The following is a 26,188-nucleotide window of genomic DNA, read 5'->3' as shown; positions in this document are numbered from 1 at the left end:
GGGTTGATACGGCTCCGGCTGCCCTGATGCGTGACGATAGAAATGCGCGCTGTCTGCCCATTGTCTGAAGCTGTCAGCCTGGACCTGTCCCGCTTTCGTTCCGCCCCTTGTGCTCATTTAGGCGGCGATCTTTTCAAAAGCCAAGGGACTTTTCCAGCCTAATGCCGAGTGTCTCCGGCGGGGATTATAGAACCCATTAATGTACTCGAAGATGGCGATCTCAGCAGCCCTGCGGGTTTGCCAAGAGTGCCGCCAGATCAATTCCGCTTTGATGGTTTTGAAGAAGGTTTCCATTGCGGCGTTATCATAGCAATTACCCTTGCCGCTCATGGATACCTTGAAGCCATACCGGCGCAGGATTTTCTGGTAATCCTGCGAGCAATATTGGCTGCCCCTATCAGAATGATGGATGCATCCTTTGGGCGGCCTGCGCAGGGTTATGGCCATGTTCAGCGCCCGTATGGCCAGATCGCGCTTCATCCGGTTGCTGACAGCCCAACCGACCACGCGCCTGGAGTACAGGTCCAGAACCACGGCCAGATAGAGCCAGCCCTCGCGGGTCCAGATGTGGCTGATATCAACAACCCATTTTTGATTGGGTCGATCTGCTGAGAAGTTCCGGTTCAGCAGGTTTGGCGTGATGTTGAACTTGTGATTGCTGTCCGTTGTGGCCTTGTACTTACGGGTTCTGACAACAGATATGCCGTTCTGGCGCATCAATCGGCCGACACGGCGGTGACCAATATCCAGACCAAGCTCTTTCAGTTCTTCGACCATTCTCGGTCGGCCGTAGCTCTGCAAACTCAGGCGGTGCTGCTCCCGGATGTGGGCCAACAGAACCATATCCCCACGTTGACGCTGGCAGGCAGGGCGTTTGCGCCAGGCTCGGTAGCCACGTGGGGTGACATCCACAATCCGGCAAAGTCGCTCTGTGGGAATGCTATTGCGGTGCTTTTCAACAAATGAAAACCTCATTTGCTTTGGTCCGCAAAGAAGATTGTTGCTTTTTTTAGCAGCTCCCTCTCCTCACGTAGAAGGCGGTTTTCCCGGCGAAGGCGCTCGTTCTCATTGGCCAGTTCCTGATCCTCTTTCGAAACAACGTCCGCGTCACGATAGGTTCCGATCCACTTGCACAGGGTGGACATACCAACCCCAAGATCGGAGGACGCCTGTCGGCGGGTCAGCCCGCTGGTCAGTGCGATCCGCACTGCGTCGCGTTTGAATTCTTCGGATGGTCGTGGTGCCATGGTGTATCTCCTTTGGGGCAGAATATGCTCTCAAAGGGGCGGAACAATACCGTGACAGGTCCAACTTGGGTCTCTGAAAAGATGCGACGAGCGGTCGACAAGAATTGCCCACGGTGGTTTGCTTTCGCGAAACGAAACATTAGCGCAATCAAGTCAAGCAGATCCTCAATCGACGCGTCTTTCAACACCCGCTCAAAATTTACAAATCCGCCTGAATATCCACCGCTACCGATGACTGAAATCCCAATCTCTCTCTCGACAATTCTACCAAACTTTACGTCGACATTATATTGCCCAAGTGCGACATCAGAAAACAGCCTCGCCATACGAAACCACATCCGGTTGCTGTCTCTTAGAACTTCGTCAGTCTTCATATAGGTCAGTGAAAATCGGCGCCCTTGTTGCGGGATGTTATCGTCGGTCATCCTACTGTGACGCGTGAGTGTGGCGATTGTCATGGATTCGGTAGTCTTGAATGTCGGCATCAGCGAGTAGTGATCCTCGTCCCTAAAACCGGACAGTTTCACTATTGACCCTATGCGGCCATTTTCAAGGTTGTATCTTCAAATGCCTGCAGGGGCGGTAATCCCCCCATTTTTAACAGGGGGCGGTCGTAGAATTTACGCGGCCATTTTCAGTTTCATTGCGGGTGTGATGCCGCCGAGGCCCATATTCGGGCGGTCATTATTGTAAGTCCATAGCCATTGTGTGGCAAAGTCCTGTGCCTCCTCTATGTTTTCGATGATATGTTGGTCCAACCATTCATGCCTGACGGTGCGATTATAGCGCTCGATGTAAGCGTTCTGCTGCGGCTTTCCGGGTTGAATGTACTGGATGATAATACCTTGTTTCTCAGCCCATTCCAGCAGCTTACCACTGATGTACTCCGGCCCATTATCGACCCGAATGGTTCCTGGTTTCCCACGCCATTCAATGATCCGATTAAGGCTGCGAATAACCCGTTCGGCTGGCAAAGAAAAATCGACCTCGATGCCCAAACCCTCGCGGTTAAAATCATCCAGCACGTTCAAGAGCCGAAACGCCCGACCATCCCCGAGGCGATCCGCCATGAAGTCCATCGACCAGGTCATGTTCGGGGCGTCCGGCACTGCCAGCGCATCGGGTTTGTCCCGCTTTAACCGTTTCCGAGGTTTGATCCGCAAGTTCAGTTCCAGTTCGCAGTAAATCCGGTAAACCCTTTTGTGGTTCCACGAATGACCTTGCACGTTACGTAGATGCAGGAAACATAGCCCAAACCCCCAAGTCTTCCGTGCGGCCGTCAGCCCAACCAGCAGATCGGCAATCTCTTCGTTCTCATCGCTCAAGAGCGGGCTGTAACGATAGCACGTCTCACTGACATCAAACGTGCGGCAGGCCAGCGCAATGCTGATACCGTGGCGCGCCACCGCTTTCTCGGCCAGACCCCGTCGTAAGGCTGGCCGGATCACTTTTTTCCCAGGGCTTCCTTCAGTAATTCTGCTTGCATGCTCATCTCGGCATACATCTTTTTCAGCCGCCGGTTCTCGTCTTCAAGCGCCTTCATTTGGCTGATCATCGACGCGTCCATACCACCGTATTTTGATCGCCATTTGTAGAACGACGCGTTGCTCATCCCGTGCTCGCGGCACAGCTCCGTTACAGGCACACCGCCTTCGGCTTGGCGTAGGATCGCAAGAATTTGGGGTTCGCTATATCTCGTCATCTTCATCAAAATCTCCTCATGCATTCTGCCGAGAAAATTCTACTTCCACATCCCCTTAGTTTCGGGGGGGATTACCGGGCGTTTTGTAGCCGATACTGGAGTGGCGGCGTTGGCGATTGTAGAAGACCTCAATGTATTCGAAGATTGCAGCTTTGGCTTGAGCGCGCGTTCTGAACCGCTGGCGATGCACGAGTTCTTTTTTCAATGGAGCAAAAAAGCTCTCCATTGGCGCGTTATCCAGGCATTCTCCTTTGCGGCTCATGCAGTGCCTGGCAGTGCATGTTCACATGCACGAGAGGGGATTGGGTGATGGAGGCCTTGCCAATCAGCTCGCGGTATTTCCCACCTGCATACTGGCTCCCCCTGTCCACTGCCCGGCAGGCTATTGCGCAGCAATGCACGAGAGGGAGTGTCGATATAGGTAATATCCGCCAGCCAAACGGTGTTGGGCGTCTGGCAGTTGAACTTCTGCTCCAGTAGATTTGGTGAAGGCTTCATGTCGTGTTTGCTGTCAGTAGTTTTGGGCTTTCGGCGCTTACGCAGAAGCGGAGACTCCTTGTTTTCTTTCATTATTATCGCCACACGCCGCTCAGAAGCGATCTCACCATCAGCCATTAGACCCTGATGAATGCGCTTGGACCCATAGCATTTCCCGCTGGCTTTGAAAAACGCCTTTATCTTTGGCAGCAACTCCAGATCTCGCGCTTCACGGATGACAAGCCGCTGATCGCGGGCGTCCTGACTGGTCAGAAAGCCATAGAACCAACCCCGGGATATCTTGAGGTGTCGGCATAATGTGGCAACCGCATATTGCGCTTTGTGGGCCGTGACGAAGCTGTGCTTGTTCGTCCGCTGCCCGGCAGGGCATTGCAAGGCGATGTCCCGAGAGGGATGGTTTCACCGCCCTCGTTGCGAAAAAAGCGGATGCTTTCACCGGGATATCGATCCCCCGGATCGGTCCCCGTTCCGGCTCAATCCAAAATCGCCACTTCCTCAGCAAGACGCTTGTTCTCTTTGCGAAGGCGGGCCAGTTCAGCGGCATCCGCCTTCTGACGGCGCTTGGCTTCTGATGAACCAAACACCTCAATCTCAAGCCTCCACGTCTTCAGTTGTGTACCGGTGATCCCAAGCTCGCTCGACACGCTACCCTGCGTCGCACTAGGCTCATAAAGTCATTCAACTGCCGCAGCCTTATAATCGTCCGTATATTTCCGTCGCTGTCGTCCCATTTGGTGCCCCTTTCATGGACAAGGGTAAAGTACCGCAATGTCCGGGAACAAGGACGAGGTTCACCCTTAAATGGGACTACGTGACGTATAGCCACTTGGAATTGCCCGACAGCAAAACCGGGCGGCGGCGCATCCCCCTGCCCCGCGAGGCCCATGACATTCTGATGGGTCTGCCACGCTTGCAGGGAAACCCCTATGTCATCTTGGGGAACACTGAGGACGGTCACCTAACCGACCTCGAAAAACCGTGGCGGCGCATTCGCAAGCGCGCAGGTCTCGAAGATGTTCGGTTGCATGACCTGAGACATACCTATGCATCCGTTGCGGTTACAAACGGTATTGATCCGTTCATGCTCAAGGAAATCATGGGCCACAAGAACCTGAGCACGACGTTGCGATACGCGCATTTGGCGGATGATGCCGTGCAAAGGGCCGCTGGCTCCGTTGCCAGCCGATTGGCGGGGGCATTGCAGGCTCAGACAACGGCAAGGCACAAGTTGAGGGTTGTTTCTTAAGGGCTGAACGGTTGCGCCAGCCCGTAGCAGAACCGTTCGATCCAACCGTTCAACCGTCTAATAGGGCCACTCGTAGACCATACGCATTGGTCCGTGATCTGCTTGCATCCTTAACAATAGGGCGCAACAGTGCAGCTGCTAAATAACGGATGACTCGAGGAAATATATGGTAAATCTACGGCTTGATCTGCGGTCAAAATATTCATTACTGCACGCATTTGATGAAGTAGGTCGCGCACAGTTTCCAAAGGATTGGCAGGGTGACGAAGCCTGGGCCAAGCCTGCCCCGACTGACCTTCTTGATGTCCAGCGGCAGCGCCAGGAGGCAGAAGCCAATTTGGCTAACGTGCTCAAAAAAATCCTCCAAATCAAAACGGAATTTGATGTCAGCCGAACCATGGTGGAACGAGATATTTTCTCATCGCTCTTGTCAAAGCTCTATCAGGAGCAAGCCGGCCATAGAGAGGTAATTATCTCACTACCCAACCCGAACCAGGGCGAAATTGAAGATGGCGAACGGTTCGCCCGCCGAGCTGCTGCCGAGAGGCACTTGAACGCGGCTTTTTGCTCGGGTGAGCTGATGGTTCAATTTGGTCGAAACTGTTTGGTGCCATGGAATGATTGCGCTCGAGAAGATGGGCTAACGATCAATTACATCTTGTCCCAAGTCACCCTGCCCGCCGACAAGGCCCCCGCAGGTTCGCATCCAGCCTTCATAGATCGCGCGCAGCTTGATGATTGGCTAGGCCGCATGTTCGAACTCCAAGAGGACGGAAACGCGGTCTTGACCACCGCCGAACTCTTGCGGCGGTGGCTGGAAGAACAGGTGCGAGATCTGCAACCCCGCGAAAAAACCAAAACCGCTTTCAAAAGGGAAGCGATGAAGAAATATCCAGAGCTAACCAATCGAAAGTTCGATCACGTCTGGGCCAACACAGTGCCGGAAAGCTGGACAAAAGCCGGTCGCAGGTAACTAAATCATCACATCGCGTGTGATGATTATCCAGCATGTATTTTTTTACTCAATTAAATCAACGGTATAAATCATTACGTTCATGCGTTATGATTAAAGGAAATCGTGCAGACTATTTGCATCATCCCCGCTGCTTTATCCCTTTGTCACATGAAGTCTGGCGCAATTAGCAGACACAGCAACGGGAGATAAACCCATGATTAAACTGAACAATGACCCGATCATCGACCATAACCGTTTGATGGACGAAAAAGAAGCGGCGAGCCTGATTTGCTACTCGGTGCGCGCCTTGCAGAACTGGCGTCATCGCGGCGGAGGACCGAAGTTCATTCGCGTCTCGTCGTCGATCTGGTTTGATGCTGAGATGGCGTGGGAGGCGAAGCCTTCAGGCCATCGTGGGCGTCAGCAGGCCTACAGCGATGCGGCCATACAAGCATGCTTGACCATCAAAGTGCTGTTCGGTTTGCCTTTGCGGCAGGCGACCGGGTTTGTGGAACGCCTGCTGGAATTGGCCGGGCTGGATTGGACGGTGCCGGACTTCAGCACACTGTGCCGGCAGGGTCATGCAAAGCATGATCCCGAGAGGGGGATCAACGAGGAAACGCTGGAGATACGGGCGATAGAAGTGACAAGTAGCAGCATCGGGGACGCGCCCATGCTGCCAGAACTCCTCGAACAGGTCCCGCCAGATGAAGAGATTGGCGCCGATACGGCAGACGGGGCTTATGACACGCGCAAATGCCACGACGCGATTGCGGCCCGTAAAGCCCATGCTGTGATCCCGCCGCGCAAGAACGCTAAGCTGTGGAAGCCCCCCTTTCGTGCATGCAGACATGCACTGTCGGGCAGTGGACACGCCGGGAGCCAGGGCGCGAAACGAAGCGGTTCGATCATCAAGATATCTGGGGCGAGCACTTTGGCGACAGCTGACCGGATACCACCGCCGAAGCCGCATTGAGACAAAAATGCACTGTGTGAAACTGCTCGGTCAGCGCCTCTCTGCGCGGGACTTCGAGCGCCAGGTTGCCGAGATCCAAATTCGCGCCGCGATCCTCAACGGCTTCACTGCGCTTGGCATACCCGAAACTGTTGTCGTAGGATAAATCCGTCTAGGGTAAGGGGGACGCTAACCTCAGGCCGGTTTGTGCAACAAAGCCGGGTCGACGTCGGAATTTCTGTGCTGAGCGGCGATCCGGTCGATCTCGACGACCTAGTCAACGAAGCGCATCAAATTCAGTCCGAGGTCGATTCAGGGTATCCGTTTCTCACCTTTGGACTCACCTATACGTTTTAGGGTCTGGCCTCATAGCCAGAACATATCAGTAGCCGAGAGCGCGGTGGCAGAGAGGAAGATTTGCGAACACCTGTCATATCTGCCGCCTCCTTAGTTGGACTTTTTGCCGGTTCACCCACCATCAATTACTCTGGAGGATACGCGGTGATCCGCAGTGTACTAGCCGGTCTTCGCCGCGAAAAAGTCAACTCCGTCCAAGAAGAGACCAGTTCGCGTTGTCTGACAGGCCCCCAGATAGGCTTACCCGCTCGGCTTGAGCTCTTCAGGTGCAGACAAAATCCCGTCGGCAATCATTTTGCACATGAGACGGCCGTCATAATACCGTTCTTCTGAAATTCTTCCGTCGATCCATTTTTGCCAGCAAAGGCCATCAATTTGGTGCGTAGCACCGACACCCGTGCCAAAGCTAGATTTGTTGCGAAAGACGCAGGTTTCCGACGCTACATGTATTCTCAAATCCGTGATTAGCCCATGTATTGAGGTGGCAGCCGATATGAACGGTTCCTGCTTTTTTCGGCCTTCCTCTGCACTGCTTGCAAACAGAACATCATTTGCAAACATTAAACCACTTGCCGAAAAGCAGACGTCAAAAGCTTCCAGCGGCAATCCTGCGCCCAAGAGTTCCACCTGGGCCAGAACACGGTCCTCAAAAGAAGGGTTAATTGCATCCTGCACAGGAAATTCCTTTTAACTCGGATCACCCAACTGAACGCAGATATCCTGAAGGGCCAGGTTAAGGGCCGAGTCGTTATCGACGTGAACGCTTGATCTGAAGACCTGGCGCGGGATCTCGATCTGCGCGCCAGGGACTTTGTTATAAAACTTAGGAGTTTAGCTCTCCAGCGTTGACGATCGGAGCACGGAAATTGGGAGTTTTGAAACGACTGCGCGATTTGTTGCCAAAACTAAGATTCAGACCAAAGAGAACCGAGTGAAAAGTTGCTTGCTCATCAATGAATTCGCGTCCAACTCTTACGAAATCCCCTTGATAGCCTATAAACCAACCCCAATTATCCGAAATCGGCTGCTGGTATCGCAAACCCAATTGAAGCCATTCGCCATCATCGTGGTCAGAACTTTCTTCAAAATCGCCAAAGCCAGCGGCAAGGTTGCCGACGAGGAGACCATTGAACAGCGCATGTGAGTGACCGATATTCATATAGGCCATATCCTCGATACCGTCATGATCTGGGTCCAGACCGTCGCCTGCCATATGCATATATCCACCCTGAACAAAGGTGTTTCCCCAGGCTTTTTCAGCGCCAATCCCAAATAATGGGCCACCGTGTTCGTCATCGGCATGATTGTTGGCATCTGCCCATGTTGCAAAGAGTCCCCAAGGAGCCTGTTCGGACCCGAGGGAATAGTGCAGCCCGAAACCATGATACCGCGCGTTATCGTTCCGGGAGGACGGAGTGCTGTGGGTTTCACCGTGCTCATCATAGGTGAAATCCAGGTAGATCTGGTGGTCATTTTCAAAGGTAACCAGCCCCCCAGCGTAGACGCCACCACCACTGGCAGTTGAGCATAGTTCCGTGCCTCCATTAGCACAGGAAACGCCATCGTCCTTCGCGCCAGACGGGATTACTTGTTGAAGCCAAAATTCAGTTTCGGCACTAAAGCTTTGGGCTGTGGCACCAGTAGAAAAGGAAAGAGATGCGATGACAAGACCGCAACCAAAGAAGACATAATCCATGAGTTTAAACTTTATTACCTATCATCCGGCATTCCCCAAGTAGAATACCTTCTCTTGTGTGTAGTATCATCGGCTTACCGTATTCTAAAGAAAGCTGACCTAATCACCGCACCAGATTAAGTGGTGATCAAAGCGGCCGAAGAGTTCACGGACAAAGCCACCACCATTAACGAGATGTGGCAGACTGACTTCACCTGACCGGATACCACCGCCGTAGCCGCGTCGAAACGAACCCTCTCGGGATCATGCTTCGCATAACCCTGCCGGGCAGTGGATGCATTGTATGAAACTTTTAGGTCAGCGCCTCTCCGCAAGAGACTTCGAGCGCCAGGTTGCTGAGATCCAAATCCGCGCCGCAATCCTCAATGGCTTCACAGCTCTTGGCATACCCCATACTGAGGCCGTAGGATAAATCCGTCCGGGGGAAGGCGAAGTCCGTACTCAGGCCGATTTGTGCAACAAAGCCCAAAATACCCATTGAATCGGCCGGATGATCTGACCGTCGCGGAGCAAAACTCCGCAGTCTGACACCTAAGGCGAACGAGCTGAGGGTGGGGAGATGTATTCAGTGGAACTTTATGGTCGGGTGCGGCGAGCGTGCCATGTGACCGACTCGTGGCTAACATCAATACCACGTTCGTGAAACAAACCTTCGGGATTTCGCAGCGAATGAGTAAAACGAACATACATTATCACCGCCAAGAGGATGATCTCCGGACTGGTTTGAAGTAGCTAAATGGCGAAGATTTGGTCATCCGCAAACGCTACGAACCCGCCCTGCCCTGTTCAAGCCAGTTTCTTCTGACACTGCTCCGCGCGCTAATGTTGGAAAAAACGATGAGTAGGCTGTGACACGCCGATACATGGCACTGGAATCCGTCAGACTGGATACCGTCGCCGCCATCTGCGATAATGAAACCATGGATTCGACGCAAGTCGCCTCCCCGTAAATCGGCTCAAAACCCGGTTGGGGAACAAGATCCACCGCCCCTCGAAACGCTACCAGATCGAGAGAGGGAAACCTAATGGACAATAATCTTTTGCAGGCAGAGCTGGCCTTTGACGGTGCACAAGGATTTGGCGCCGAAGCAGATGGCGGACGCGGCGGCGAGGTCGTAAAGGTCACCACTCTCGCGGATTCTGGACCCGGGTCACTCAGATGGGCTCTAGAAGAGCTCGACGGGCCGCGGATCGTGGTCTTTGAAGTCAGCGGTCAAATCACCCTGACAGACTCCATCAAAGTCAATGGCGACGTCACCGTCGCCGGTCAGACCTCGCCCGAGGGCGTAACGATTACCGGAGCCAAACTCCGGGTCATCGGAAGTGACGTCATCATACGTGGCCTGCAGTTCCGCCCCGGCGACGGGGAAGGTGATGAGCCTGAAAACCGGGATGGGATCTCGATCGGCAACAAAAATCAAACCGTCGAGAATGTTATCATCGATAGCAATTCGTTCAGCTGGTCGATCGACGAACTTGTCACGGTTTTGTACGGATCTCAAAACATCACCATCTCCAACAACATTATGGCCGAGGCGCTGCGAAACTCGCTCCACCCCAAGGGCGACCACTCGATGGGCCTGCTGATTGGCGATGGCAGTTCGAATGTCACGATCGTTGGCAACCTGATTGCCCACAACCAGTTCCGGAACATCATGGTTGAAGACGACGCGAAGAGCATCGAATTCATAAACAACCTTGTCTACAACTATGGAGATACAGGCTTTAAGGGGCACGAAGGCACCACCGCACATCTGATCGGCAACGTCTACATCGCAGGCAAGGATTCCGTCGACCGCGCGGCCATTCTGCTGTTGGAGCCACATTCTGACACTGGCTACTACCTTGAAGACAACGTCGCCGAAGTCGATGGCCCGGCGATGTCCAAGATCTCGGACAGCTACGTGTTCACCCCAAGCAATGTCACCGTATTGTCGTCTTCCGAGGTTTTCGACCACGTCCTGGCGAATGCCGGCGCTCGCTATCCGTCGCTGACCGTAACCGATGAACGGATCATCCAGACGGTGATTGACGGGACCGGTCGTATTATCGACTCCCCAGATGACGTCGGCGGCTACGATTCTGTGCCCAACACCGAAGCCCCGAGCGACCGGGATGACGATGGGATACCGGACGCCCACGAAGTAATTTCTGGCACCAATCCTGACGTGTCTGACGCACATGAGGATGCCGACGGCAACGGCGTGTCCAACATCGAGGATTACATCAACGGGCTGATCGTTAGTGTCGATACGGCCGCGCCGGTCGTCCAGTCGTCTTCGGCGCCGAATATCGGCTCTGCCCAGGCCGGAGAGGTGAGCACCGACATCACCGTTGTCTTCTCGGACAACGTGGCCGTTGACGTGTCAACTATCGACATCGGGGACATCACCGTTACCGGGCCGGGCGGCAGCCTTGCGGTGACCGGCGTTAGTGTCGACACCAGCATCGTCGGAACCCTGCGGACGGCGACCTATATGGTGACCGCGCCAGGCGGCACGTGGGACGTTGCCGACGACGGCAGCTATACCGTTGCGCTTCTGGACAGCGAGGTGCAGGACACCAGCGGCAACTCGGTAGTGGCCGACCCGTCTATGGCAACATTCACGGTCGATAGTGACGATACGATCGCGCCGTTCGTCCAGTCGTCTTCGGCGCCCGATATCGGCTCTGCTCAGGCCGGTGAGATGAGCACCGACATCACCGTTGTCTTCTCAGACAACGTGGCCGTTGACGTGTCGACCATCGACATCGGTGACATCACCGTTACCGGGCCGGGCGGCAGCCTTGCGGTGACCGGCGTTAGTGTCGACACCAGCATCGCCGGAACCCCGCGGACGGCGACCTATACGGTGACCGCGCCAGGCGGCACGTGGGACGTTGCCGACGACGGCAGCTATACCGTTGCGCTTCTGGACAACGAGGTACAGGACACCAGCGGCAACTCGGTGGTGGCCGACCCGTCTATGACGGCCTTCACGGTCGATGGTGCCGATACGACCGCGCCTGTCGTGCAGTCGTCTTCAGCGCCGAATATCGGCTCTGTCCAGGCCGGTGAGGTGAGCACCGACATCACCGTTGTCTTCTCGGACAACGTGGCCGTTGACGTGTCGACTATCGACATCGGTGACATCACCGTGACCGGGCCGGGCGGCAGCCTTGCGGTGACCGGCGTTAGTGTCGACACCAGCATCGCCGGAACCCCGCGGACGGCGACCTATACGGTGACCGCGCCAGGCGGCACGTGGGACCTTGCCGACGACGGCAACTATACCGTTGCGCTTCTGAACAGCGAGGTGCAGGACACCAGCGGCAACTCGGTGGTGGCCGACCCGTCTATGACGACCTTCACGGTTGATCTGACCGTGCCGCCGCCCGAACCGTTCCGGATCGAGGCCGAAACCTTCGACATTGTCAGCGGCTTCAATGTCAGGAACAACAGCTTGGCGTCCAACGATCAGTATCTGCAGGTCGGCGGCAGCGGCGAGCAGCGGGCCTCGTATACCTTCACCGAAGCCGACGGTATCTACGATCTGGGCATTGGCCATTACGACGAATCCGACGGTCAGTCGCAAATGAGCGCCCTGGTTAACGGGACCACGATTGACACGTTTATCTGGAATGCCGATGCCGGGTCCGCCTTTGCCGACCAGACAACTTTGGCCGAACACGCCATCACCAACGTGTCACTGTCGGCTGGCGACGTGATCGAGCTCGTCGGCTTCAAGGATGGCAGCGAGCCGCTGCGCACCGACTATATCGACTTCACATGGGTCAGTGGCGGCGATACGACCGCGCCTGTCGTCCAGTCGTCTTCAGCGCCGAATATCGGCTCTGCCCAGGCCGGAGAGGTGAGCACCGACATCACCGTTGTCTTCTCGGACAACGTGGCCGTTGACGTGTCGACTATCGACATCGGTGACATCACCGTGACCGGGCCGGGCGGCAGCCTTGCGGTGACCGGCGTTAGTGTCGACACCAGCATCGCTGGAACCCCGCGGACGGCGACCTATACGGTGACCGCGCCAGGCGGGATGTGGGACGTTGCCGACGACGGCAACTATACCGTTGCGCTTCTGGACAGCGAGGTGCAGGACACCAGCGGCAACTCGGTGGTGGCCGACCCGTCTATGACGGCCTTCACGGTCGATGGTGCCGATACGACCGCGCCTGTCGTGCAGTCGTCTTCGGCGCCCGATATCGGCTCTGCTCAGGCCGGTGAGATGAGCACCGACATCACCGTTGTCTTCTCAGACAACGTGGCCGTTGACGTGTCGACCATCGACATCGGTGACATCACCGTTACCGGGCCGGGCGGCAGCCTTGCGGTGACCGGCGTTAGTGTCGACACCAGCATCGCCGGAACCCCGCGGACGGCGACCTATACGGTGACCGCGCCAGGCGGCACGTGGGACGTTGCCGACGACGGCAGCTATACCGTTGCGCTTCTGGACAACGAGGTACAGGACACCAGCGGCAACTCTGTGGTGGCCGACCCGTCTATGACGGCCTTCACGGTCGATAGTGCCGATACGACCGCGCCTGTCGTCCAGTCGTCTTCGGCGCCGAATATCGGCTCTGTCCAGGCCGGTGAGGTGAGCACCGACATCACCGTTGTCTTCTCGGACAACGTGGCCGTTGACGTGTCGACCATCGACATCGGTGACATCACCGTTATCGGGCCGGGCGGCAGCCTTGCGGTGACCGGCGTTAGTGTCGACACCAGCATCGCTGGAACCCCGCGGACGGCGACCTATATGGTGACCGCGCCAGGCGGCACGTGGGACGTTGCCGACGACGGCAGCTATACCGTTGCGCTTCTGGACAGCGAGGTGCAGGACACCAGCGGCAACTCGGTGGTGGCCGACCCGTCTATGGCAACATTCATGGTTGATCTGACCGTGCCGCCGCCCGAACCGTTCCGGATCGAGGCCGAAACCTTCGACATTGTCAGCGGCTTCAATGTCAAGAACAACAGCTTGGCGTCCAACGATCAGTATCTGCAGGCCGGCGGCAGCGGCGAGCAGCGGGCTTCGTATACCTTCACCGAAGCCGACGGTATCTACGATCTGGGCATTGGCCATTACGACGAGTCCGACGGTCAGTCGCAAATGAGCGCCCTGGTAAACGGGACCACGATTGACACGTTTATCTGGAATACCGATGCCGGGTCCGCCTTTGCCGACCAGACAACTTTGGCCGAACACGCCATCACCAACGTGTCACTGTCGGCTGGCGACGTGATAGAGCTCGTCGGCTTCAAGGATGGCAGCGAGCCGCTGCGCACCGACTATATCGACTTCACATGGGTCAGTGGCGGCGATACGACCGCGCCTGTCGTCCAGTTATCTTCAGCGCCGAATATCGGCTCTGCCCAGGTCGGTGAGATGAGCACCGACATCACCGTTGTCTTCTCGGACAACGTGGCCGTTGACGTGTCGACTATCGACATCGGTGACATCACCGTTACCGGGCCGGGCGGCAGCCTTGCGGTGACCGGCGTTAGTGTCGACACCAGCATCGTCGGAACCCTGCGGACGGCGACCTATATGGTGACCGCGCCAGGCGGCACGTGGGACGTTGCCGACGACGGCAGCTATACCGTTGCGCTTCTGGACAGCGAGGTGCAGGACACCAGCGGCAACTCGGTAGTGGCCGACCCGTCTATGGCAACATTCACGGTCGATAGTGACGATACGATCGCGCCGTTCGTCCAGTCGTCTTCGGCGCCCGATATCGGCTCTGCTCAGGCCGGTGAGATGAGCACCGACATCACCGTTGTCTTCTCAGACAACGTGGCCGTTGACGTGTCGACCATCGACATCGGTGACATCACCGTTACCGGGCCGGGCGGCAGCCTTGCGGTGACCGGCGTTAGTGTCGACACCAGCATCGCCGAAACCCCGCGGACGGCGACCTATACGGTGACCGCGCCAGGCGGCACGTGGGACGTTGCCGACGACGGCAGCTATACCGTTGCGCTTCTGGACAACGAGGTACAGGACACCAGCGGCAACTCGGTGGTGGCCGACCCGTCTATGACGGCCTTCACGGTCGATGGTGCCGATACGACCGCGCCTGTCGTGCAGTCGTCTTCAGCGCCGAATATCGGCTCTGTCCAGGCCGGTGAGGTGAGCACCGACATCACCGTTGTCTTCTCGGACAACGTGGCCGTTGACGTGTCGACTATCGACATCGGTGACATCACCGTGACCGGGCCGGGCGGCAGCCTTGCGGTGACCGGCGTTAGTGTCGACACCAGCATCGCCGGAACCCCGCGGACGGCGACCTATACGGTGACCGCGCCAGGCGGCACGTGGGACCTTGCCGACGACGGCAACTATACCGTTGCGCTTCTGAACAGCGAGGTGCAGGACACCAGCGGCAACTCGGTGGTGGCCGACCCGTCTATGGCAACATTCACGGCTGATCTGACCGTGCCGCCGCCCGAACCGTTCCGGATCGAGGCCGAAACCTTCGACATTGTCAGCGGCTTCAATGTCAGGAACAACAGCTTGGCGTCCAACGATCAGTATCTGCAGGCCGGCGGCAGCGGCGAGCAGCGGGCCTCGTATACCTTCACCGAAGCCGACGGTATCTACGATCTGGGCATTGGCCATTACGACGAATCCGACGGTCAGTCGCAAATGAGCGCCCTGGTTAACGGGACCACGATTGACACGTTTATCTGGAATGCCGATGCCGGGTCCGCCTTTGCCGACCAGACAACTTTGGCCGAACACGCCATCACCAACGTGTCACTGTCGGCTGGCGACGTGATAGAGCTCGTCGGCCTCAAGGATGGCAGCGAGCCGCTGCGCACCGACTATATCGACTTTGTGTATGTTGACGAACTGATCGGATAGATGCAACTTTAGCGAACTTTCCTTTTCGCAGATCCGTACAAAATGCTGCGATAGTCGTATTGGCGTTGATACGTTAATTTTAGTGGACCGCCAAAGTGGAAAGTTCCCGCTATTACGCAGTAACGATTTCATTCCACGCCACATAGGCTGAGGCGCGCGTTTGACGGAAAGTTGGGCGAGAGATCAGATGACGTTGCAGATTGAAATGGTTGTAGATGGCATCGTGGACGGACAGAAAATGCTGCATTGATCCAAGCGGCTTGAACCGGCCCATTCGGCGCTCTCGTCGACGTGTAGGTTGATGTGAAACTTCGGCCCGTTTGTTCAATCCACTAAGCGAGCCAATATTTCCGAAGAGCTTCTCGGGGATCAGTTCAAGGGAGATGGGTTTTCACGCCTCGTTATGGCCGGTGGCGGAGTTCCACGTGATGTGCTGTCGCTTTTTATAGATGTCTTGGGGAGTGGTGCAGAAACAAGAATCGGAAAGGATGAAGTCCGCCTATTGAGCAAGGCGAACCTTGAGAGACGTATAGACGAGCTCAAGCAGGATTCTCAATATGATGAACAAGATGCGTTACTTAAAGGTATATATTCGATCAGAGAATTTTGTCTGCGAAGGAAAACTAATGTTTTTCTGATAGCGGAAAAAGTTCTTCAGCAAGATGATAGCGTGAAAGCACTAATTTTCCGATTGATGGACTATCGCATTATTCACAGCTGTGCCGACGCGCTCACCCATAAATCTCAAGAAGGATCTTATCAAGCATTCGCGATCGACATTGGTTGCTACGCACATATGAGAAAACTGACTGGGAAATTATCTGAAATTGATTTAACTCAGGCAACCGCAAAAGAAAAAATGCGGTCGGCACCCATTCTCGGCCTCAAAGAGTTGGGGGAGTCTCTCGTTTCTGCACCGGAGAATATCGAGGATGAATTGCTCAAAGACGTAGATTCTTAATATCCCATAACTTCCTAGATATCTGCATTTTCGAACCGGGGTGAATCCCACCTAACTGCGCATTGCTGCCGTTGGACTTGACCGCAGCGAAGGTCCGGAACCCGCCCTTCAAGTCGAATTGTGCATGGCGCAGCAATCAGACCGCCCCCTTCCATCACGGTCACTATCGGCCCTAAGCCGCCCCCTTCATTCTGGGGGCGCTTTTGGGTTCGGTTTTGACCGCTCTTTCCAGAATTGAAACGGTGAGCCCCTCAGATGCCCCCAGAATGGCTGATTTCGCAAAGTGGGTGGTTGCACCTCGCCAGCCTTCAGGTGGCCTGAGAGGGCATTTCTGCCCCCCCCTACGCGGCCAATCGAGAGACCAGGACCAGTCCGCAATCTAAAATGGCCCGGTGGCTTTTGGGCGGCGTGTGACGCCATCAAGAGCCCAGACCTATCAGGCGCAATGTCGCAAAGGTGGAAGAACCCGGCGCGTGTCCATCGGGCGGCATGGCAAGATTACCGTGGACGAGGCGCGCAAACTCGCCAAGGAAGGCATGGGACAGGTCGCAAAGGGCGAAGACCCTGCCGAGGATAGAATTGGTAAGGCACGAGGAAAGTACCGACTGACGTGAGATCGGCACAAAGGGCGGATTCCGGTCATTCGCTGTAATCTGACGAATAACCGAGTTGCGGGACAAAGCGGACTTCTCCTGCGGCTCAAGGGGCATTGCAACGATGGAAACCAGCGCGCCCTGCACTAACTTTGAGCGCCAACAATGCGGGTCAAGCCGATCGCGTGCAAACCGCTTTTCAATCCCTCCAAAATGCTGTCACCTAAAAGATGAAGATGAAATCGACGTAATCAATGCGCAGCGGCTCGCCGGCGTCACCGAACCCATAAAACTGCATGATGTCGCCATTGCTGATCGGAACGTCATCGATCTCCCGGGTGGTTTTGGTCATGCTATTGGCGAGCGGGCTTCCCAGATCCTGGTCCCAGACGAAATCGACGATTTGGGACTCCTCGATCGTGAATTGAAAGCTGGCCTCGCCGTCGTTCTCGTCGTAGTAACCGATGACGACATCGTATGGCCCGCTCGGCCCCGGGAAGTTAATGCTCGCAAGTTGCTGCCCCGCATCACCCGCCTTCAAAACCTGCCCGCCGGAAGCTCCGCCGAGCGAACTCACGACGAAACCCCCATCTATCATGAAGTCCTCCGCCTCAACCCTGATTGGCGACGGCGGAGCCGGGGTATTGACGAAGGTGATCTGGCGGAAATCGGTTATACCGTGCACCAATATGGTATCTCCGGCCCCCTCGTGATCGGTGTCGGGTCCAAAGTTAATTTCTACTCCCGAACTATGCTCGCTGAACCAGTTTATGCTGTAACCACCCAGATCAATCACATCGATCCCGGGTTCATAGTCTCTGACATCCGACCAGCCCCAGGGACGGCCACTGACCAAGTTCCCGACCGAGAAGGTATCGCTGCCCGGTCCTCCGAAGAGTTCGTGGTTATCACTGCCGCCTTCCAGCAAGTCGTCGCCGGTGCCGCCCACCAAAGTGCGGCCCTCAAGATGGTCGTTCCCCGCGCCACCGAAGATGAATTCATCCCCATTTCCGCCAACGACGTGATCATCGCCGGCAAAGCCATGCATGATCAGCCGCGCGCCGGGCGTGGCGGCGGGCGCCTGAAGTTGATTGTCGCCGGAATCACCTATGACAAAGACCTCTCCACCCTCCTTGCGCAGGAAGCCATAATCGATCCCGGAGGCAGAGGAGGCGGCATTGAGATAGGTGTCGGCGGCAATGTCAGGGTCGTTGGTGGCCGCCGCAGTGCCTATGGTCTGCCACATTTCCCCATAGACCTCCTGCCCGAAGTCTTCCATGACCCGGGCGTGGAACGAAACCAGCAGGCCGGAGCCATCCCAGTCAAACATGCCGCCAGGGATGTCGGGAGCGTCGTTCACATCAATCGTGTTGCTCCAGTCAAGCGCCGGATCCTGAAGATAGTACTGGCTCAGATCGTCGAGAAGCTCGTCCCGCAACGCATCATAAGGAATGCTGTTGTCGTGTGGCGCCGGGTCGAGACCGGCCGCCTCTATCGCGAAATAGCGGTTGGCCACGGCGAAGGTCACCGGCACGTTGATCGGCATGGCACCGATCTGGTCGGAATAGAACCAGAAATTCCGCCCCAATTCATAAAACAGGATCTGATCGTATTGGTTGTTGTCGCGGACGTTGTCATGCATCCATTCGTTGAAGTATGGCTGTGCCCAGATCTCGATTCCTGTAAGACCCAGAAAGGCGCAACCGGCGCCGCAGGTCCGCTCGACTACCGCGATTGTGCCAAGGCCATCGATATGACGCCCAGCAAGCAATGCTGGTTCGCGTCCGGTGATCTGGCGGTAGAAGTTCCAACCCTCGTCGAGTGCGTCGACGATCAGGTCAAGGGCATCGTCATCGTACCTGTCGGCATTGGCCAGCGGCGTCAGCAGTGCGATATCCTGACCGCGCCGGACCTCCATTTCGACATTGGGCAACTCACTCAAAAACGGGTCGTAGATGATCGTCTCGACACCTGAAGCGCCGGCAAAGTCGACATAGTCAAAGCGCAGCGGCTCGCCACCGTCCTTCATTCCAGCGACTTCGATCACATCGCCCATATTGATGTTAACACCTTGGATCGTGTGGGTCGTGGCCGTCATATTGTTGGCGAATGCGCTACCGAGATCCTCATCCCACAACCAGTTGTCGATTTCGACGTCATCGACGAAGACGCCGAAACTGGAGACACCATCATTCTCGTCGAAATATCCTATGGTGAGTTCGTAGGTGCCGGTCGGACGATTAAAGACGTAAGAGGCACGCTGCTCGCCCTGCCCTTCAGCCTGCAAAACCTGGTCGCCTGATGCAGGGGCCAGTGACTTCACTTGGAACGCGACGTCGCGCGTGAAGTTTTCCGCCTCGATGCGGAAAGACGGGGGCGGGGGTTGGTCATCAATGGCGACGGTGAACGAGGCCAGGTCGACGATCGCCTGCGCTGCATTGAACGAGGTGTCGTGAACCTCAAGGGCTTCGAGCGAAATCGAATAGAATCCATTGTCGGCGGGATCCCAAGTGAGGCCCGGGGCCTCGATCGTGTAGGTGACGGTGCGCGGAGTTCCGTCCGACGGTGTATCGACGGAGAAGCCTATGACGTCCACGTCAATGCCTCTAGGTCCCGTTACTCTGATATCATCAATGTCGAAATACAAGACATCCAGCGCGACATTATCCGAATAGGTCACGCTGATCTCGGTTGATGCAGTGCCGGCCTGCGCAAGCCCAATGTCGGGCGCCATGACGTTAACGACCTCGGGCGCGATCACATCGGCTCCCAAAGGCGCGAAGTCGACGAAGTCAAAGCGCAGCGGTTCGCCGCCGTCCTTCATTCCTACCACTTCAATCGCCTCGCCCTGATTGATCTGGACGCCCGTGATTGTGCGGGTCGTGGCCGTCATATTGTTGGCGAATGCGCTTCCGAGATCCTCATCCCACAACCAGTTGTCGATTTCGACGCCATCGACGAAGACGCCGAAACTGGAGACGCCATCGTTCTCGTCGAAATAACCAATGGTGAGGGCGTAGGTGCCGGCCGAGCGGTCAAAGACGTAGGAAGCTCGTTGCTCTCCGCTCCCGTCGGCCTGCAAGACTTGGTTGGCTGAGGCCGGGGCCAGTGACTTGACCTTGAATGCGACGTCTCTCGAAAAAGATTCGGCTTCAATTCTAAAGGCCATAGTACTACTCCCGGAAGGGCGGACTTTCGCCGCTTTCGCGTGAGCTGGGGTGCTGGAGGCACAATTAGTGGAGTTACATTCAGCACCTGGCAACAGCGAATGCGACGCCATCCGCAATTGAGGTGCGCATGCTAGGCCTCAAAATTGATTCATTCAAGTGAAACTTTCAGAAGCGCTCCGAAAATTAGGCGGACCAAAGTTAAGCGGTTATTGAGGCTGCCCTGGATTGCGACGCTGGCGGGCAGTTCTCGACAAATTGAGGTTATGGATTCATCTCTGGAATCCGGAGCGGTAGCGGATAGGCTTGAGCCGACCAGAACCGCCGGAAAATATGTCCCTGAACTGGGCGGTCTCTCCGTCGGCGGACAGCTGCCCGTCGTCGCTGCAATGACGTCTGCCAAGCAATTTGGTCCGTTTAGGAATCCAACTTGCCGTTCGCTGCAGCGTGACGGGATGACCCCGGATGCTTCCACTGCCAAACCACAAACGCAGGAACTTTCTCGAAAAATGCGATTAACATATTGATATACAAAGTAAACATAGATTTCGAGAGTAGGATTTGAACCTACGACCTTCAGGGTATGAGCCTGAAGATTATTGCATCCTCATTTTCCAGCCATCACCTCCGCCGCGTCACGCAAGGGGTCGTCCGCCAAATGAGCATAGCGCTGTGTCGTCATTGGGTTGGTACGGCCCAGCAAGCGCCCGAGGATTGCCAAGCGGAGCCGCGACCAGCCGGGACAGGTCCAGCCTGCTGAGTGATAACGGTTCCAGCTACGTCTCAGGGGAACTGGCGGAATGGCTGCAAGACAAGGGCATGAAGCACAGCCGTGGCGCGCCGTATCACCCGCAAACCCAAGGTAAGATCGAGCGGTGGCATCAAACCTTGAAGAACCGCATCTTGTTAGAGCACTACTTCCTGCCTGGACCTGTCACGGTATTGTTCCGCCCCTTTGAGAGCATATTCTGCCCCAAAGGAGATACACCATGGCACCACGACCATCCGAAGAATTCAAACGCGACGCAGTGCGGATCGCACTGACCAGCGGGCTGACCCGCCGACAGGCGTCCTCCGATCTTGGGGTTGGTATGTCCACCCTGTGCAAGTGGATCAGAACCTATCGTGACGCGGACGTTGTTTCGAAAGAGGATCAGGAACTGGCCAATGAGAACGAGCGCCTTCGCCGGGAAAACCGCCTTCTACGTGAGGAGAGGGAGCTGCTAAAAAAAGCAACAATCTTCTTTGCGGACCAAAGCAAATGAGGTTTTCATTTGTTGAAAAGCACCGCAATAGCATTCCCACAGAGCGACTTTGCCGGATTGTGGATGTCACCCCACGTGGCTACCGAGCCTGGCGCAAACGCCCTGCCTGCCAGCGTCAACGTGGGGATATGGTTCTGTTGGCCCACATCCGGGAGCAGCACCGCCTGAGTTTGCAGAGCTACGGCCGACCGAGAATGGTCGAAGAACTGAAAGAGCTTGGTCTGGATATTGGTCACCGCCGTGTCGGCCGATTGATGCGCCAGAACGGCATATCTGTTGTCAGAACCCGTAAGTACAAGGCCACAACGGACAGCAATCACAAGTTCAACATCACGCCAAACCTGCTGAACCGGAACTTCTCAGCAGATCGACCCAATCAAAAATGGGTTGTTGATATCAGCTACATCTGGACCCGCGAGGGCTGGCTCTATCTGGCCGTGGTTCTGGACCTGTACTCCAGGCGCGTGGTCGGTTGGGCTGTCAGCAACCGGATGAAGCGCGATCTGGCCATACGGGCGCTGAACATGGCCATAACCCTGCGCAGGCCGCCCAAAGGATGCATCCATCATTCTGATAGGGGCAGCCAATATTGCTCGCAGGATTACCAGAAAATCCTGCGCCGGTATGGCTTCAAGGTATCCATGAGCGGCAAGGGTAATTGCTATGATAACGCCGCAATGGAAACCTTCTTCAAAACCATCAAAGCGGAATTGATCTGGCGGCACTCTTGGCAAACCCGCAGGGCTGCTGAGATCGCCATCTTCGAGTACATTAATGGGTTCTATAATCCCCGCCGGAGACACTCGGCATTAGGCTGGAAAAGTCCCTTGGCTTTTGAAAAGATCGCCGCCTAAATGAGCACAAGGGGCGGAACGAAAGCGGGACAGGTCCATCGCCACGAAGGCCATCCAGGACGATCCTGATCTTCTCTTCGGATGAGTAATGCTTGCGCCCCTCTCACACATGCTGCGCATGTGCCGCCGGGCAGGGGTGGCCCGCTTGATATCTTTGACGATCTTCTCGCCAGGGCTTTTGCCTGTTCCAGTTGTATGTCTCATGTTCCACTCCTCAATGGTTACGATGAGCCAGAAACACTCTCTTATCAAATAACGCTATTTGGACCCATAGGCGCTGACGTCAGACACTTCCCGGAGCGGGGCAAAATCGGTCGTTTTTGCCCGCGACAAACATGAATGAGTTTTGTCCACCCAAGCAGAACCGCCTCAGAGAAAAAGGCGGGCAGAATTGCCCACCCCTAGCCGAATTTGCGATTAGTAGATCTGCGACAGAAGGTCGGGATTGATGAGCAAATTCCTCACGCCATGGGCATGATCTTCGCTGAAGGAGTTGTCATGCAACCACTCGCCTACCGAAGCAATGCTTAGCTTCAAGACATTCGGGCGCACGCTCCAGGTCACCTGAAAGGGCGAGCCTTTTTCATTGTAGCCAGGGCCGGTGGTCGAGCCGTCGTAGACGACCGGTTCACCCAGATCAGTCGGCAGGTTAGGAACCTGGTTCAGGCCGTTAATCTCTCCGATATGAGCCACTTCGGTAAAGTCGGCTCCGCCCTCGGATACCAGCACCGCAACGACGGTTTCGACGCGCAATTGCGGGTTGCCGATGGCATCGCTCAGGCATGTGGCAAGACTATTGCCAAGAGTCGCCTGCGCGGTGGAATGAACAAAGTGAATCTCGATGGTATCGCCCGGAACAAGGTCGCCATGCTTGCTTTCGCCGACTGGCAAATCGATAGGAGCCAATTCCGCCTCGGTCAGCACGCCGTTGTACTTGAAGCCAGTGCCATATCCGTGACCGTCGCCATTTCCGGCAAAGGTTGTGAATTCACCGCCCTTGTGCTCGGCGTTCTCGTGGAAATGGATGTCGCAAAGCGCCATCTGAGTTACCGCAGGCGCGGTGCCGAACGCACGATGGTTGGCGCCATTATGTGCATCGATATCGCGTGGCGACTGTGGGCCATATCCCATGCCGTCGGTGGCGGCAGCGAGCGCTGCGCGCTGCTCAGCTATCACTTCATCCGATACGGGGTGGTCGTCACCTGCGGCCAAAGCTGCGGAGCCGATCATTGCGGCCGATACGCAGAGCCAGAAATTTAATTTGAACATTATTTTCTTCCTTAAAAATCACAACGGGTAATGGGTCAGACCCAAATCGATTGTAGCCCGCTGTGTATCTGAATCAATGAGAGAGTCGAAATGGATGAGCGAGGTTTTGAATCCACTTCAAAGGTTCATCTCACGATCCAATTAGTGCCAACCGGGGTCTTACTGCTTGCTTGATCAAAAGTGTGCCGCCGAAACCTACACGCCAAAAGCGGTCGTTTTGGTCACGCTACAATCAAGTACCGAAACGGCTTCCCGTCCACAGCACAGCATCCAGTCGGTTGAGCTCAGACCTGCCAATTGCCATATCCGGCACCAAGGCCTACTTTCGGGAGGCCGACAAGACTTTGCAAAGCCCGGTTTCTGCGCATAGCGGCCCTTGGAGTGGAACGCAGCGAATGGCCGGAAACCGCGGCCCTTTGTGACCGGTGCTGCACAGCGTACCAATGTCGTAACAAGTTTCTCAATCGACATTGCAGTTACGCGTCCAGAAAAGCCCAACAGGTCAGCGTAAGCCACTGAGATTTAGTATTTTGTCAATCGCCACCAGTTTGCCGTTGGCACAAGCGCGCCCCTTTGCCTCGGCCAACATGGCGTCAAACATCTGGCCCTCATCTTGCGGCACCGGGCCTGTATGGCCTGGGCAATTGGTCAACAGATCTGGTGGCACATTATGTGGCACCGGTGCGGCAACGATCTTATCTGGGGGGCTTTGTTGCACAAATCAGTTTGAGGTCAGGCTTTCCCTTACACCGGACGGATTTAGCCTACGGCCTCTGTCTTGGGGATTCCAAGCGCAGTGAAGCCGTTGAGAATCGCGGCGCGGATTTGGATTTCCGCGACCTGTCGATCGAAGTCACGCGCGGAGAGGCGCTGACCGAGCAGTTTCACACAATGCATCCACTGCCCGGCAGGGTTATGCGAAGCATGATCCCGAGAGGGTTCGTCTCAACGCGGCTTCGGCGGTGGTATCCGGTCAGCTGTCGCCACAGTGCCCGGCAGGCGCATCCGCAGGATGCTGCCGAGAGGGGGCCTTGATGCCTGTACTATCAATCAAGAGATGCAAGGGACCTCCTGAGCCACGATATGGAATGTTCACCGCTAAGGTTTTCTGGCGACGACACAGCGTACTGAAGTCTGGAACCGCCCAACTCAACCCGACCAGCTCAAGCAGGCTTTCTATAAACCCTGTCATTTGCCTCAGAGGCAAGCCGAACAGAACCTTAAGGGTCAGACATGCTTGGATTGCAGCGTCGCTATAAGCTTGCTGCCGTCCCCGGCGACCAGAAGGTTCGGCTTCCCAAGCCATCTCAGCATCAAACCAGATTGATAGGGAACCGACGCCAGAACCAAACGATCTGGACCAGACGCTGGACCGCGTTGCGGCCAAAACCCGCGCAATCGCACAGGCCAAGGGGCATGCCCTGCCCCCAGCAGCATAGGGGAGTGACCATGTTCCAGACCCTCGCTAACCGATTTGCGGACACGCCGTCTGCCCTGCCCCTGGGCGAACGCCGCGACGTGGTCGCCTGCGCGGTGATTGAAACCGGCGGGTACTATCCATTTCAGGTGCCATATCGCGCTGCACTCGAGATCCAGCTGTATGGCACCGCCGCTATCGGCTGGACCGAGGATGAGGCGATCCAGAATTGGATCGAAACCGCGCAGCGAACGCCCGCCGGCATCCACACCACCGAACCTCCCATGGTGCCCGAACCAGCGACCTACAGCTAGGGCGTCCACTTGGCCGGGGCCTCTGTCCCGGCCCTTTTCCCCACACCGGCGCGCTGCGGCCCGCCACCGGGGAGCGAAAGCCACTCACGGATTTTGCAAACCGCGCCCCCGCCAATTTCACGGATCGGACCAGATGCCAGGATCACTAAGAACCCTGTTCGGCGGCCTGCCCGCTGCCCAACAGGCAGGCATGCTCTGCAATGAGCCCCGGTTCGCAGATTTCCTGCGCAAGGTTCACCAGTTCCCCGGCGAACCGCGGGCCTTTGTCCTTGGCTGGTGCAATATCGTCAGCCGCCGCGACCTCGGAACTGATCAGAACGCCGCCGCGCGCTTTCAACACCTGCGCTCGGAATGCGACGCCTGGCGCGGCGCTATCCCCAAGCCCGCCGCCGCAAATTTATCCAACTAAGGAACCCAAGTGGACGCCATGCCGGCACAATTTGAAACCAACATTTGTGCACCAGCAACTGGTGCACAAGAGCACCGCGAAATGACAGGTGACGCCACGACCACCACAGAGCCATTTGGCCTCAGGGCAGCATGGCTGCACTTCGCAAACCAAATCGAGATCCGGCGACTGGCAAAGCTTCATGTTCGCATTGAACGCAAGAAAGCTGCCTTGGCTGAGCTTGTGGGTGAGCGGCACACCATCATGAGGCGCCGGATGCGCAGAGCTGGCGGAAAGCACTGATCTCTCTCTGTGGCCCTTCACCACCGAAGGACCAGCGACGGAAACCAGGAGGACGCCATGTCCGCACCACTGATCATCGACAGCTTTGCCGGAGGCGGTGGCGCCAGCACTGGGATTGAAATGGCTCTGGGCCGC

General features: G+C 56.2%; 18 protein-coding genes, 1 tRNA gene and 6 pseudogenes. 12 read left to right on the top strand and 13 right to left on the bottom strand.

Features of this window, described 5'->3' with window-relative positions; translation table 11 throughout:
• Window positions 1–117 precede the first annotated feature (117 nt).
• The 6 genes and pseudogenes from QPJ95_RS18385 to QPJ95_RS18360 all read right to left on the bottom strand — a co-directional run bounded on the left by QPJ95_RS18385 (window position 118) and on the right by QPJ95_RS18360 (window position 4,091).
• Window positions 118–1,247 (bottom strand): IS3 family transposase gene (locus QPJ95_RS18385; protein ID WP_390922428.1). Its coding sequence is split into 2 segments (ribosomal slippage): window positions 118–1,004 and window positions 1,004–1,247, totalling 1,131 coding nucleotides; the frame shifts between segments, so codons are not numbered across the junction.
• Complete coding sequence (locus QPJ95_RS18380; protein ID WP_286018179.1) at window positions 1,193–1,774, bottom strand: hypothetical protein; 582 nt, start codon at window positions 1,772–1,774, stop codon at window positions 1,193–1,195. Before QPJ95_RS18380 ends, QPJ95_RS18385 begins: the two co-directional genes overlap by 55 nt.
• Window positions 1,775–1,867: 93 nt before the next feature.
• Window positions 1,868–2,955, bottom strand: a protein-coding gene (locus tag QPJ95_RS18375; RefSeq protein WP_286018159.1) for an IS3 family transposase whose coding sequence is annotated in 2 segments (ribosomal slippage) — window positions 1,868–2,694 and window positions 2,694–2,955 — 1,089 coding nt in all. Because the reading frame shifts where the segments join, the coding sequence is not laid out codon by codon here.
• A 49-nt stretch (window positions 2,956–3,004) separates the two neighbouring features.
• Window positions 3,005–3,211, bottom strand: a pseudogene (locus tag QPJ95_RS18370) (IS3 family transposase); the annotation flags it as partial.
• Window positions 3,208–3,639, bottom strand: coding sequence for an IS3 family transposase (locus tag QPJ95_RS18365; RefSeq protein WP_286018288.1), 432 nt, complete (start codon window positions 3,637–3,639; stop codon window positions 3,208–3,210). The gene QPJ95_RS18365 and the pseudogene QPJ95_RS18370, both read right to left, overlap by 4 nt.
• 281 nt (window positions 3,640–3,920) lie before the next feature.
• A complete protein-coding gene (locus QPJ95_RS18360) occupies window positions 3,921–4,091 on the bottom strand; it encodes a hypothetical protein (RefSeq protein ID WP_286018178.1) in 171 nt (56 codons plus the stop codon).
• Between the two features lie 167 nt (window positions 4,092–4,258).
• On the opposite strand from QPJ95_RS18360, the gene QPJ95_RS18355 reads away from it, so the two are divergent.
• The 3 genes and pseudogenes from QPJ95_RS18355 (at window position 4,259) to QPJ95_RS18345 (ending at window position 6,769) form a co-directional block, all read left to right on the top strand.
• A complete protein-coding gene (locus QPJ95_RS18355) occupies window positions 4,259–4,693 on the top strand; it encodes a site-specific integrase (protein WP_286018177.1) in 435 nt (144 codons plus the stop codon).
• Window positions 4,694–4,859: 166 nt separating this feature from the next.
• Window positions 4,860–5,666, top strand: coding sequence for a hypothetical protein (locus tag QPJ95_RS18350; RefSeq protein WP_286018176.1), 807 nt, complete (start codon window positions 4,860–4,862; stop codon window positions 5,664–5,666).
• A 241-nt stretch (window positions 5,667–5,907) separates the two neighbouring features.
• Window positions 5,908–6,769: pseudogene (locus tag QPJ95_RS18345) on the top strand (IS5 family transposase).
• Window positions 6,770–7,200: 431 nt separating this feature from the next.
• On the opposite strand, the gene QPJ95_RS18340 reads toward QPJ95_RS18345, so the two are convergent.
• Window positions 7,201–7,635 carry a hypothetical protein gene (locus QPJ95_RS18340; RefSeq protein WP_270921205.1) on the bottom strand — a complete coding sequence of 145 codons (435 nt, stop codon included), beginning with the start codon at window positions 7,633–7,635 and terminating at the stop codon, window positions 7,201–7,203.
• Between the two features lie 148 nt (window positions 7,636–7,783).
• Window positions 7,784–8,656, bottom strand: coding sequence for a hypothetical protein (locus QPJ95_RS18335; protein ID WP_270921204.1), 873 nt, complete (start codon window positions 8,654–8,656; stop codon window positions 7,784–7,786).
• A 197-nt stretch (window positions 8,657–8,853) separates the two neighbouring features.
• Here QPJ95_RS18335 and QPJ95_RS24350 point away from each other — a divergent pair.
• Window positions 8,854–9,068, top strand: a pseudogene (locus QPJ95_RS24350) (hypothetical protein); the annotation flags it as partial.
• A gap of 167 nt (window positions 9,069–9,235) precedes the next feature.
• On the opposite strand, the pseudogene QPJ95_RS18325 reads toward QPJ95_RS24350, so the two are convergent.
• Window positions 9,236–9,411 (bottom strand): annotated as a pseudogene (locus QPJ95_RS18325) (IS6 family transposase); the annotation flags it as partial.
• 270 nt (window positions 9,412–9,681) lie between these two features.
• On the opposite strand from QPJ95_RS18325, the gene QPJ95_RS18320 reads away from it, so the two are divergent.
• The 3 genes from QPJ95_RS18320 (at window position 9,682) to QPJ95_RS18305 (ending at window position 17,097) form a co-directional block, all read left to right on the top strand.
• Complete coding sequence (locus QPJ95_RS18320) at window positions 9,682–15,522, top strand: right-handed parallel beta-helix repeat-containing protein (RefSeq protein WP_286018175.1); 5,841 nt, start codon at window positions 9,682–9,684, stop codon at window positions 15,520–15,522.
• Window positions 15,523–15,925: 403 nt separating this feature from the next.
• Window positions 15,926–16,483, top strand: coding sequence for a hypothetical protein (locus tag QPJ95_RS18310; RefSeq protein WP_270921172.1), 558 nt, complete (start codon window positions 15,926–15,928; stop codon window positions 16,481–16,483).
• Window positions 16,484–16,893: 410 nt separating this feature from the next.
• Entirely contained in the window at window positions 16,894–17,097 is a 204-nt protein-coding gene (locus tag QPJ95_RS18305) for an Arm DNA-binding domain-containing protein (RefSeq protein WP_270921173.1), read from the top strand.
• Between the two features lie 202 nt (window positions 17,098–17,299).
• On the opposite strand, the gene QPJ95_RS18300 is transcribed toward QPJ95_RS18305, so the two are convergent.
• Window positions 17,300–20,245: a hypothetical protein gene (locus tag QPJ95_RS18300; RefSeq protein WP_270921174.1), complete on the bottom strand. Its 2,946-nt coding sequence runs from the start codon at window positions 20,243–20,245 to the stop codon at window positions 17,300–17,302.
• Between the two features lie 546 nt (window positions 20,246–20,791).
• Window positions 20,792–20,872 (bottom strand) — tRNA-Met (locus QPJ95_RS18295).
• A 115-nt stretch (window positions 20,873–20,987) separates the two neighbouring features.
• On the opposite strand from QPJ95_RS18295, the pseudogene QPJ95_RS18290 reads away from it, so the two are divergent.
• Window positions 20,988–21,173, top strand: a pseudogene (locus QPJ95_RS18290) (integrase core domain-containing protein); the annotation flags it as partial.
• Window positions 21,174–21,232: 59 nt separating this feature from the next.
• Window positions 21,233–22,362, top strand: a protein-coding gene (locus QPJ95_RS18285; protein WP_390922366.1) for an IS3 family transposase whose coding sequence is annotated in 2 segments (ribosomal slippage) — window positions 21,233–21,476 and window positions 21,476–22,362 — 1,131 coding nt in all. Because the reading frame shifts where the segments join, the coding sequence is not laid out codon by codon here.
• Window positions 22,363–22,779: 417 nt separating this feature from the next.
• Here the strand turns inward: QPJ95_RS18285 and QPJ95_RS18280 are convergent.
• Together QPJ95_RS18280 and QPJ95_RS18275 are read right to left on the bottom strand one after the other, a co-directional pair.
• Window positions 22,780–23,631: a delta-class carbonic anhydrase gene (locus QPJ95_RS18280; RefSeq protein WP_270921111.1), complete on the bottom strand. Its 852-nt coding sequence runs from the start codon at window positions 23,629–23,631 to the stop codon at window positions 22,780–22,782.
• A 759-nt stretch (window positions 23,632–24,390) separates the two neighbouring features.
• Window positions 24,391–25,018 (bottom strand): annotated as a pseudogene (locus tag QPJ95_RS18275) (transposase).
• A gap of 62 nt (window positions 25,019–25,080) precedes the next feature.
• Here QPJ95_RS18275 and QPJ95_RS18270 point away from each other — a divergent pair.
• From QPJ95_RS18270 to QPJ95_RS18260, 3 genes are all read left to right on the top strand, one after another.
• A complete protein-coding gene (locus tag QPJ95_RS18270; RefSeq protein ID WP_270921110.1) occupies window positions 25,081–25,362 on the top strand; it encodes a hypothetical protein in 282 nt (93 codons plus the stop codon).
• A gap of 133 nt (window positions 25,363–25,495) precedes the next feature.
• A complete protein-coding gene (locus QPJ95_RS18265) occupies window positions 25,496–25,771 on the top strand; it encodes a hypothetical protein (protein ID WP_270921109.1) in 276 nt (91 codons plus the stop codon).
• A 9-nt stretch (window positions 25,772–25,780) separates the two neighbouring features.
• Window positions 25,781–26,053 (top strand): hypothetical protein, encoded by a 273-nt coding sequence (locus tag QPJ95_RS18260; protein WP_270921108.1) that lies wholly within the window; start codon window positions 25,781–25,783, stop codon window positions 26,051–26,053.
• Window positions 26,054–26,188 lie beyond the last annotated feature (135 nt).

This window comes from Parasedimentitalea psychrophila, from assembly GCF_030285785.1.
Classification (GTDB): Bacteria; Pseudomonadota; Alphaproteobacteria; order Rhodobacterales; family Rhodobacteraceae; genus Parasedimentitalea; species Parasedimentitalea psychrophila.
Note: the sequence above shows the minus strand (reverse complement) of the source record. Positions and strands in the feature narration are given on the sequence as shown.